Raw genomic sequence first — 9,954 nt, 5'->3', positions numbered from 1 at the left:
GCAAGAATCTAACTGCTATATTCCTTTTTAAGGGCCTTATTTCTCGTTTCTAGCGATTTTGAGACTGTTTATATATATTTATACCAAAGAAAAAATAAAAAGCCCTCAGCAGGCTCTTAGAGGGCTAAATGACGAAACCTGGACGACTAATAATATCTTCTTGCTTTTTTTGCAAAACATAAGTGTATAAGGAATCATAAAAATTCCTCTTGATCTCATCAGGTTCATTGACAGAAGCTTCAAACAATTCTTGAATATCAATTTGCCAAGGATCAGTAAGCATTTCATTAATTGGTTTTAATACTTTTTTTCGTCCGTCTTAATGACTCCTAACATCAAAATAATAATTTCAGTTCAGATACACAGTTCTTACAGTTAGTTATTCAAAATTTGTCACCAAGGTTATAAAGATTCTCTGCACAAACCACTTAAAAATTTTTGGCTTAAAACAGTATAATCTGAAACACTTTTTAAGTATTTAAACCATAACAATCTTAGTTAGGTGCAAACATAAATTGAATTAAAAATACAGTCAATTCAACAACAGCAGAAATTGATTTTATGGTTATCAGCGGGCCGAGTGAAACGAGGTCAATGCGCACTTACACATAGAATAAATTCTATGTTGTGCTAGGCCCATTAAAATCCTGTATCAGAAGCCGCCGTTGGCGACAACAAAATCAAACCAATTTACCCAAAATCAATTTGGTTCAACATGTTTTCTGTACTTTCTTGATCCAAGCCCAAATAAGCTAAAGTCATTGATTCACTTGAGTGATTCAGTAAGTGCATTACTAGGCCAATATTGTAATTTGATTGCGTGTAAACACGATAAGCCCCAGTTTTGCGCATCGTATGAGTACCTAGATAATTAATTCCTAATAGATCGCCAACCTTACTCATAATTTTGTAGAACTGTTTTTCAGTAATATGGCGTTCTGGGTGTTGAATTGAAGGAAAGAGCCATTCAGAATCCAGCTTATGATCAAGCAGCCATTGACGGTACAATAAGAGCTCTGTTTGAACAGGCTTAAGGTACAAGGTATTAGGTTTACCAGTTTTTCGGTCATGAATAAACGCATTTTGTTTAATAGAACCGTCCGGATTAAAAATATCGGCCTGTTTTAAGCCCATAACGTCACTCACTCGCAGTAGCGTCGCTTTACCAACTTGAAAAATCGTATAGTTACGTCGGCCAGCTTTAAAGTTATTGAGTAACGTATCTTGAACCTCTTTAAGAACGTTTGAATCTTTGATGGGTAAGACAACTTGTTGCATGTAAATGACCTCCAGTAAGAATATTTGCATTGTGTATCTACACGGGATATACTTAACTTGTAATAATAATTTAGGAGGGGAAAATATGGAACTTATTAAAGAACAAACACGCTTAGCAAAGTGGGGAAACTCGAAAGCTGCTAGAATTCCTAGCCAAATTATTAAACAACTGAAATTAGATGATAACCAAGATATGACAATAACCATTGAAAATGGATCAATTGTTTTAACACCAATAAAAAAGAACCCAACCAATATTCACGAACTATTTAAGGATTGGCAAGATGACGGGAAAAGGGATCACGAGCTTGATTGGGGAAAGTCAGAAGGTAATGAACTTCAATGGTAAGCCAAGGTGATATATTTTATGTTAACTTTAATCCAAGCCGTGGTCATGAACAGATGAATAAGCGACCAGCCATTGCGCTAAGCAATGATCTAGTCTGTCAGACAAGTAACATGACGATTGTGGCTCCAATTAGCAGTACCAAGCGTAATTTTCCAATGTATCATCGACTAACTAGTAGTCAAACAGTATATGGAAAAGTATTATTAGATCAAACCATAGCCTTGGATTTACGGGCAAGACATGTCACTGATGAAACTATTGTCGATCATGTATCGCGTGAAGAACTAGAAGAAATAATCACTTTGTACAAATTATTGTTTAGTATTGATGACAAATAGAAGAAGTTATTTTTAGTATATAATGACAAATAACCCCCAATATCTATATTATAGATATTGGGGGCTATTCTTTCAATGCTTTTGAGGGGTGATTTTTATATTATAGCCCCTGAATCAAAACGAGTTTTAAAGTCGCATGACAAGTGGGGTAAAGTGTAGACAATATCGCTACGCTCTCTTGTCCACACTTTACACTTGTAAGAGGGGCGCTACGCTTCCCCTCTTAACTCCCCTCAAAGTCAAAATCGTGTCGATTGCGCTTCGCACAACGCCACCCAAAGTCAAGCCCGTCACACCTTACCTTTTGACAAAAGGTAAACGAAAAAGCCCCATCAAGCAGTTACTTTCATAAAGCAAACTGATCGTTTGATGGGGCTAAAGAAATGAATTTTGATCACTAATGTGATCAAAGTTAACCAGATATCGGGAAAAATACTTAACTTGCAAACACCTTACCCAATTATGATAACAAATTTGTTAAAAGTTTAGAGTGAATTGCGATTTACGTCAGTTATTATTTATTTTTTTGGTAAATGCTGCTACAAATAATAAAATAGCAATAAGTATTTGTAACCACGGACTAGTTGAAGAATGATAGTGTAAAATGGGATCACCGATTAATCCCACTACCGTTAATATGCCTAGCCAAAAATACCAGGTTTTAAAATAATTTGAGTTAAAACCTATATTTTTAATAAAAATCTCTTCCCTTCTAAATTCAAATAAAAACGATGTTAGTTATTTTAACTCACTCTATACGCGTGGTGCTAGTTAATTTTGCTTGTCTGTAATTTAGTCATGTAATTGTCCAGATAGGGTATTGATACTTGTGACAACAATCAGATTGAAGCGTTAAGCTGTCTATTTAATGGTCAGATTAGTACCAACAATATTTTATTTTAGCAAACAGACAACTTGTTAAATCATTTTTTGCTTGAATTAGTAACCAAAACACGTTCTTCATTGTCAATATGTTCTTGAATATCATCTAAAATATTTTTTCTTGTTGGCATAAAGTAAACCATCCTTTCACTAATAATATAGCAACAACATCAATAAAATTTTAATCCGACATTTTATTGATGTTTTTACTAGCATACTGTTGTTTCTGCCAATTTGACTTGATATATTCTTTAATAAAAAGCGTATTCCTTTCAGTTAGAAGTTCGAACCAGCCAGCTGGTGCTTCCTCAGACATGCAATAATCTGCAAAATCTTTTAAATGCATAATTTCATTTTCAGAAATAAAAGCCAACATGTCACGTAGGGCTTGGCGCTTATCGCCAGTAAAAAGAGCTAAAATAGTGGTGCCCATAAAGGTCCTTCTTTCTAGTGGAATGTTGTGGTGACACCATTAAAGACCTTTATGGGTTTTTCTGTCCACTAATATGTTCAACTTAAATTTTACAATCTACCTTTACAATAAATGAGTTAACTCCAAATCAAAAAATTCTTGTCATCTAATTACTTTCTTGCTGTAATGTCTTATGAACGATTATTAATGGGAAGAGGCCTTATGTACAAAAATATGCGTGTCAATTTGATGAAGAAGGATAATAAACATTATCGATTTTCAAAAACATTCAAAAAATAGGGGATATATCGGACATTGTTTGGTATGACGCCAAACTGTACAACAGACTACAAAACTGATCGACCCACCAAAGTGACATTAGAACAAACAAATGGTAAAGTAACTCGCAAAAAAATTTAAAAAATGTATAAAGTGGACTGTCAAAAATGTAGTATCCCTAAGCTGTATGTTTAAGTATTGACTTTATATACATATTGAAACTCGCGGAAATATTTTAGACGATTCAAAAGTTTACAATTTGTTTGGGAAACTTTTAACAAAGTTATTAACTTTCACTGAGCAGTAATGTAAACTTATTTTGTATCATAAATTATGTTTTTGGGAGAGTTTATATGAAAAAAAGGAATATCAGTCTCATTCAATGGTTTGCAACTGCTTTTTTTGTTTTTTTGATCGGATTAACAATGACATCTCCAGCGAAGGCTGATCAAGCTAATCTTAGTGACGGAACGTATACGGTACCGGTTACGTTACTGAAAGCAGGAAGTAGTTCAACTTCAATTGCAAACAGTTTTTTTACACAAACTGCTAATGTTAAAGTAACTGGGGGCACTTATCAGATTCAGTTACAAACAAGTGGAGCAGATTACATTACATCTGTGACAGTTGGTGGTCAACCCGTACATGAAGAAGACAAATCCGGTTCAAACGCAAATTTGACTGTCAACTTGACAAATCCAAGTGACCTGGTACCAGTTACATTTGGATTACAAGTGCCAGGTCTTGGGACAATGAATCAATCAGCCCAATTTCAATTTAAATGGTCAAGTGCCACAAGGACTCAAGGTTCAACACCTGAAGCAGCGACAAGCAGCAATGCAACAGCTACACCAGCAACACCGGTTAACCCAAGTCAACCAACGACGCCAACAAAGCCGGTTAACCCAAGTCAACCAACGACGCCAACAAAGCCGGTTAACCCAAGTCAACCTAAACATCAATTGGCAGTTAAAACTGCTAAAGCTCAACTTGCTAAAACTAAGGCTCAAATTGCTAAGTATCAAAAGGCTTTGAAAAAAGCCAAAACTACAAAGGCTAAGACTCAAGCTCGTAAAAATTTGAAGAAGGCCGAGACTAGTTTCAGCAAAGCTGAACTTAATTTGGCATTATTAAATAATAATAAAGCCGTAAAAGCTGCACAAACTAAGGTTAATAAGGCTAAGGCTCAAGTCACTAAATACCAAAAGGCTTTGAAGAAAGCTAAGACTACAAAGGCTAAGACTCAAGCTCGTAAAAATTTGAAGAAGGCCAACTCTAGTCTGACAAAAGCTCAAAAAGCATTAACTAAAGTAATTAAAACCAATATCAAGTAATACTTAAACAGTATATCCACTATTTTCACATCCTGACATGGTTAAATTTTATTCTTACCAAAAATGCCACCAGGCATTTTTTTGTTTTAAATCATTAGCGTTATTCAAATTTGGATTGTCGTGCTTACTTTGTTTAGAAGTAATAGCTTTGAATTTTTCAATTTTTCTTTCAGCCATTAATTGCAATTGTTGTGATTGATCCAATAATTTTTGCATTGATTTCAATTGTTCATCTTTTTCTTTAATTTGGGTATCTTTAATTGCTAATTGCTGGTTGAGCAATTCTATTGTATTTATACTCATGTTACCAGTGTTACTAGTAAATTTCTTCTCTCCAAGTTTCTGACTGTTACCACCATCAAAATGTTGTTTTAACAGCAAATATCCCGAGTCACTGACAACTAAGGTTTGTACTCCGCTCCTAGGAACGGTTTGCACATATTTCACTCTAAAGTTTGCATCTAGTTTTTTCCTAACGGCTTGTTTTGATACACCAAACTCGTCAGCAAGTTCTCTAATGGTTTTAGGCATGATTGCCAAACCCCTTTCGGAGTTCGGCAAGTACTTCTTGTCTTGCCTGATCTCTGATTTTTTTATCATGTTCAATCTGCTTTTCAGCCAATGCTTGTTTTTCAGTTGTTCCTAAAGGTAAGCATTTAACTTTGTCAATTGCACGCCACTTTTCTTTATCTGATAATTCATCATTGTGCTGAATGTTAAAGAGTTTTTGACGTTCATCTTGAAATTTTCCTTGAGAAAAATCATTGGCATCTTTCTTTTCAGGTTTCCAAGTAAAAGAATAACCGATAACTGGTTTCCCTCTGCCTTTACCATATTTTTTTCTAATCGTTAGGCCTCTAAAAAGCGGGGTTAATTCTTCTCTAATTGGCTTAATAACTTTTTTATCAACATTTGAAGGACTATTCCAATAACTTTTAGGTATATCAAGCAATTCAAAAAAATCTTCTTTGGAGAAATAAGAATAGCCAGTAGTTCGAAATTGCTTAATTAGACGAAACATTGTTTTAGCGTAACTACTTTTTAAATTTCTAAATTCTGTTAGGGCATAACGAACCCAACTTTCCAAATCGTTTAGTAAGTGCAATGCTTTAGGATAAATTTGGATATCAACATAAGGTTCTTCAGCTTCACCCTTAATTTCAAATTCAGTAAACATAACAAAAAATTCGCGATTTAAGCCACTCTTACTTCTACGGCCAAACCTAAGGCTGAGGATTTTTTGGTATGTATTTTCAATATCATCAATAAAACGTTTATTTGCGGTTGGTTTATAGTTACTAAGCTCTTTTAATTGATCAAAAGAGAAACGAACAGTTTTATTCCCTTGATCTCGCATGCGGGAAACAATTGAAAAGAATAAATTCATCTCAATCGGGGTAAATTTTCTCAAGGGAATAGTATTCAACTCAGGATCATACTTAACTAACTCATTAGACATAATCATCACCTCAAAAGCATATTAAAATAAAAGCACTTTTTTATCAAGTACAGAATTTATAAAGGTACTTGATAAACAGACAAAAGGTACTTGATAAACAGACAAAAGGTACTTGATAAACAGACAAAAGGTACTTGATAAACAGACAAAAGGTACTTGATAAACTTCTATAAGCCTTGGGAGAGTAAGGCTCAAGAGGGGTCTAAAAGAGGTTTAAAAGAGGTTTAAAAGAGGTTTAAAAGAGGTACCACTGTACAAGATCAAAATCTAAAACAAAAATACAAAGGAGTGAGCCCAAAAACAGGCTCACATTAAACTTCATTCGCTACGCTCTTGGCGCCTCACTTCGTTCGTTGCCTACAAAGGAGTGACAAGCCACGTTTATTCGGGCGCTGACGCCCCGAACCCCGTCCAAGCTGAACCAGCTTGACCGCTTTTTCACTCGCCGTTAGGCAGGAAAGCAAAGTCTCTATAAAACTTTGGCTTTCGCCATTTCAGTGTTAAGACTGGTTTAGAGCTGTCAATTCCTTATGCTCCCACGCTACCATTGACAGCTAACAGTTAGTTTTTTTTGAATCTTAACAAGAATCTAACTGCTATATTCCTTTTTAAGGGCCTTATTTCTCGTTTCTAGCGATTTTGAGACTGTTTATATATATTTATACCAAAGAAAAAATAAAAAGCCCTCAGCAGGCTCTTAGAGGGCTAAATGACGAAACCTGGACGACTAATAATATCTTCTTGCTTTTTTTGCAAAACATAAGTGTATAAGGAATCATAAAAATTCCTCTTGATCTCATCAGGTTCATTGACAGAAGCTTCAAACAATTCTTGAATATCAATTTGCCAAGGATCAGTAAGCATTTCATTAATTGGTTTTAATACTTTTTTTCGTCCGTCTTAATGACTCCTAACATCAAAATAATAATTTCAGTTCAGATACACAGTTCTTACAGTTAGTTATTCAAAATTTGTCACCAAGGTTATAAAGATTCTCTGCACAAACCACTTAAAAATTTTTGGCTTAAAACAGTATAATCTGAAACACTTTTTAAGTATTTAAACCATAACAATCTTAGTTAGGTGCAAACATAAATTGAATTAAAAATACAGTCAATTCAACAACAGCAGAAATTGATTTTATGGTTATCAGCGGGCCGAGTGAAACGAGGTCAATGTGCACTTACACCCTTGACAAGTGTCAAGGGTAGATTTAATACCCATTTCGATGGGGATTATTTGTATTAGAAGGCTAGCGCCAACTATAAAAAACCTAGAGTAAACCCTCAAAAACCTAGAGCTGAATATCAAGATTGATCAATCACATTGCGAAGGATCCAATGACTATAAGCAAGACGAGCACTGGGAGTTATCACCCAGGGGTGATTAATTTCAAAAATTTGAATTTCAGTTGCTAAGTAAAGTGGGGTCTTGCCATGATTAAAAGCAAAAACGGGTTGTGGAAAATCAGGCTTACTAGCAACTTGATGAACACTTTGACGAGAGTTCATCTGCCAACGAATTTTTAAGTCTTCACGCGACAATAATTTTGGCAGGTGTGTTTTTTCAATTTGAGCTTGTTGTTGCAACTTTTGTGTAAAGTCTTGTTTAGTCTTGTTTTGGTGCCAATCATCAAACAGCTCATATTTGTTGGTTTTAAAATCTAAATCCATAAGGACAACCTCCTAACCAAAATCAATCTGATCCAGCATCGTTTCGGTACTAGCCTGGTCTAAGCCTAAATAAGCTAAAGTCATCGCCTCACTGGAATGATTGAGCAGATTCATGACTAAGCCAATATTATAATTTGATTGCGTGTAGACGCGATAAGCCCCGGTTTTGCGCATCGTATGGGTCCCTAGATAATTAATGCCTAACAGCTCGCCAACCTTACTCATAATTTTGTAGAACTGTTTTTCCGTGATATGGCGTTCGGGGTGTTGAATGGAAGGAAAGAGCCATTCAGAATCCAGCTGATGATCAAGTAGCCATTGGCGATACAATAAGAGCTCTGTTTGAACTGGTTTAAGGTACAAGGTATTAGGCTTACCCGTTTTTCGATCGTGAATGAACACATTTTGTTTAATAGACCCGTCCGGATTAAAAATGTCGATCTGTTTTAAGCACATGACATCACTGACTCGCAACAGTGTCGCTTTGCCAACTTGAAAAACTGTATAGTTACGTCGGCCAGCTTTAAAGTTATTGAGTAACGTATCTTGAACCTCTTTAAGAACGTTTGAATCTTTGATGGGTAAGACAACTTGTTGCATAGTTTTAGCTCCTTAAAAAATTGATTTTTAGTACAAATTAAAGTACAATATTAAGTACAATGAAAGGGTGGTAAATATGACATTAGCACTAACACAGAGCGATTTTCGCGCTAACCTAAAAAAATATTTAGATCAAGTTAATGACGAAGACGAAACCGTTTATATTGCTCGTTCAAATAGTCGCGCAGTAGCCATCGTTTCACAAGAAAAAATGGACTGGCTAGAAAGAGCATTAAAAGCTAAAGAAGGTTCGTTAGAATATGCAATTGCACGTGATCAGTTAATTAAACGCCATGTTTTACCTGACGATGAAATTGTTGAATCAGATGATGATTATTGGGGTCAGTTTAAATAATGAAAAAACTAAGATTTAAACCACGTGCAACCTTTAATGCTGATCTAAAACGGCTAGCCAGTTTAGACAAATCTATTATTGATGAAGTTCGAGCAGCCATTGACCTGTTGCTTGAGCAACAACAATTACCACCAGAATTTGAAGATCATGAGCTTAATCGACGAATGAGCGGTTATAATGAATTTCACTTACGAGATACCCCGAAAAACAAAACACCAAGCGAAACTAACGATGTCCTGGTGGTTTATATGATTGATAAAGATGAACTAGTCTTAATTGGCATTCGAGTCGGATCGCATGATCGTTTATTTCCTGGTCAAAATCGTTCTAAAAGGTATCGAAAAAATGACAAATAGAAGAAGTTATTTTTATAATATGAAAATAAATAACCCCTAATATCTACATTATAGATATTAGGGGTTATTCTTTCAATGTTTTCGAGGGGGTATTTGTCAAAAAATGGACCCTATTTATAATTTTGTACAAGTTCGAATAGATTATCTTTTATTTTGTTTCGAACTTTTCTAAAGGCTTGTAGTTTTTCTTTTTCTGTTCCAGTGGCTTTTGCAGGGTCGGGTAATGGCCAATGAATACTTGTAGCTTGTGGTGGAATAACTGGACATTTATCTCGTGCATCACCGCATAAAGTAACAATTAGATTAGCTGAATTGAAGTAATTTAAATCAATCAGTTTTGAATACTGCTGACTAATATCGACACCATCTTCTGCCATAACTTGTACTGCATTTTTGTTTAAACCATGCTTTTCTACGCCCGCACTTCTAATTTCAAATTTATCGGAAGGAAAAAGTTCTTTTGCGTATCCTTCGGCCATTTGGCTTCGACATGAATTCCCGGTACAGAGAAAATAGATTTTTTTCATTTGGTTACTCCTTAGAAGCTGTCCAAGATCTATGATTTTTGATATACTTCTATGTAAAAAGCGAGTTTAAGCTATGAAAAATTATCCCAGCAATATTACTCGGCAACAATTT

General features: G+C 35.1%; 12 protein-coding genes and 2 pseudogenes. 5 read left to right on the top strand and 9 right to left on the bottom strand.

Annotated elements, in window-relative coordinates:
* Positions 1-124 precede the first annotated feature (124 nt).
* Both FFM73_RS13140 and FFM73_RS10695 read right to left on the bottom strand, forming a co-directional pair.
* Positions 125-336 (bottom strand): annotated as a pseudogene (locus tag FFM73_RS13140) (hypothetical protein).
* 354 nt (positions 337-690) lie between these two features.
* Positions 691-1,278 carry a site-specific integrase gene (locus FFM73_RS10695; RefSeq protein WP_137631715.1) on the bottom strand — a complete coding sequence of 196 codons (588 nt, stop codon included), beginning with the start codon at positions 1,276-1,278 and terminating at the stop codon, positions 691-693.
* An 85-nt stretch (positions 1,279-1,363) separates the two neighbouring features.
* On the opposite strand from FFM73_RS10695, the gene FFM73_RS10690 reads away from it, so the two are divergent.
* Complete coding sequence (locus FFM73_RS10690) at positions 1,364-1,627, top strand: AbrB/MazE/SpoVT family DNA-binding domain-containing protein (protein ID WP_001748109.1); 264 nt, start codon at positions 1,364-1,366, stop codon at positions 1,625-1,627.
* Positions 1,621-1,965, top strand: a complete 345-nt coding sequence (locus FFM73_RS10685) for a type II toxin-antitoxin system PemK/MazF family toxin (RefSeq protein ID WP_001748110.1) — start codon at positions 1,621-1,623, stop codon at positions 1,963-1,965. The genes FFM73_RS10690 and FFM73_RS10685 overlap by 7 nt, the downstream gene beginning before the upstream one ends.
* A 1,063-nt stretch (positions 1,966-3,028) precedes the next feature.
* Here the strand turns inward: FFM73_RS10685 and FFM73_RS10675 are convergent.
* On the bottom strand, positions 3,029-3,280 hold the full coding sequence (locus tag FFM73_RS10675) for a Rep family protein (RefSeq protein WP_235874505.1): 252 nt from the start codon (positions 3,278-3,280) through the stop codon (positions 3,029-3,031).
* A 611-nt stretch (positions 3,281-3,891) separates the two neighbouring features.
* Here FFM73_RS10675 and FFM73_RS13025 point away from each other — a divergent pair.
* Positions 3,892-4,872, top strand: a complete 981-nt coding sequence (locus FFM73_RS13025) for an NEAT domain-containing protein (protein WP_235874504.1) — start codon at positions 3,892-3,894, stop codon at positions 4,870-4,872.
* A gap of 54 nt (positions 4,873-4,926) precedes the next feature.
* Here the strand turns inward: FFM73_RS13025 and FFM73_RS10665 are convergent, their stop codons facing one another.
* The 5 genes and pseudogenes from FFM73_RS10665 to FFM73_RS10645 all read right to left on the bottom strand — a co-directional run bounded on the left by FFM73_RS10665 (position 4,927) and on the right by FFM73_RS10645 (position 8,604).
* Positions 4,927-5,403, bottom strand: a complete 477-nt coding sequence (locus FFM73_RS10665; protein ID WP_137631714.1) for a helix-turn-helix domain-containing protein — start codon at positions 5,401-5,403, stop codon at positions 4,927-4,929.
* On the bottom strand, positions 5,396-6,331 hold the full coding sequence (locus FFM73_RS10660) for a replication initiation protein (protein ID WP_072540062.1): 936 nt from the start codon (positions 6,329-6,331) through the stop codon (positions 5,396-5,398). The genes FFM73_RS10665 and FFM73_RS10660 overlap by 8 nt, the downstream gene beginning before the upstream one ends.
* Positions 6,332-7,036: 705 nt before the next feature.
* Positions 7,037-7,248 (bottom strand): annotated as a pseudogene (locus FFM73_RS13135) (hypothetical protein).
* A 390-nt stretch (positions 7,249-7,638) separates the two neighbouring features.
* The gene (locus FFM73_RS10650; RefSeq protein ID WP_137631712.1) at positions 7,639-8,004 is read right to left on the bottom strand and encodes a hypothetical protein; all 366 of its coding nucleotides are present in this window, start codon (positions 8,002-8,004) and stop codon (positions 7,639-7,641) included.
* Positions 8,005-8,016: 12 nt separating this feature from the next.
* Positions 8,017-8,604 (bottom strand): site-specific integrase, encoded by a 588-nt coding sequence (locus tag FFM73_RS10645; protein WP_137631711.1) that lies wholly within the window; start codon positions 8,602-8,604, stop codon positions 8,017-8,019.
* A gap of 76 nt (positions 8,605-8,680) precedes the next feature.
* Between FFM73_RS10645 and FFM73_RS10640 the strand changes: the two genes are divergently transcribed.
* Both FFM73_RS10640 and FFM73_RS10635 read left to right on the top strand, forming a co-directional pair.
* Positions 8,681-8,959 carry a type II toxin-antitoxin system Phd/YefM family antitoxin gene (locus FFM73_RS10640; protein ID WP_003586674.1) on the top strand — a complete coding sequence of 93 codons (279 nt, stop codon included), beginning with the start codon at positions 8,681-8,683 and terminating at the stop codon, positions 8,957-8,959.
* Positions 8,959-9,315, top strand: a complete 357-nt coding sequence (locus tag FFM73_RS10635) for a type II toxin-antitoxin system YafQ family toxin (RefSeq protein WP_137631710.1) — start codon at positions 8,959-8,961, stop codon at positions 9,313-9,315. Before FFM73_RS10640 ends, FFM73_RS10635 begins: the two co-directional genes overlap by 1 nt.
* A gap of 110 nt (positions 9,316-9,425) precedes the next feature.
* Here the strand turns inward: FFM73_RS10635 and arsC are convergent, their stop codons facing one another.
* Entirely contained in the window at positions 9,426-9,842 is a 417-nt protein-coding gene (gene arsC / locus FFM73_RS10630) for an arsenate reductase (thioredoxin) (protein WP_054712978.1), read from the bottom strand.
* Positions 9,843-9,954 lie beyond the last annotated feature (112 nt).

It is taken from the genome of Secundilactobacillus hailunensis (genome assembly GCF_005405185.1).
In the GTDB taxonomy this organism is placed as follows: Bacteria; Bacillota; Bacilli; order Lactobacillales; family Lactobacillaceae; genus Secundilactobacillus; species Secundilactobacillus hailunensis.
This window is presented reverse-complemented; position numbering and strand designations above follow the sequence as displayed.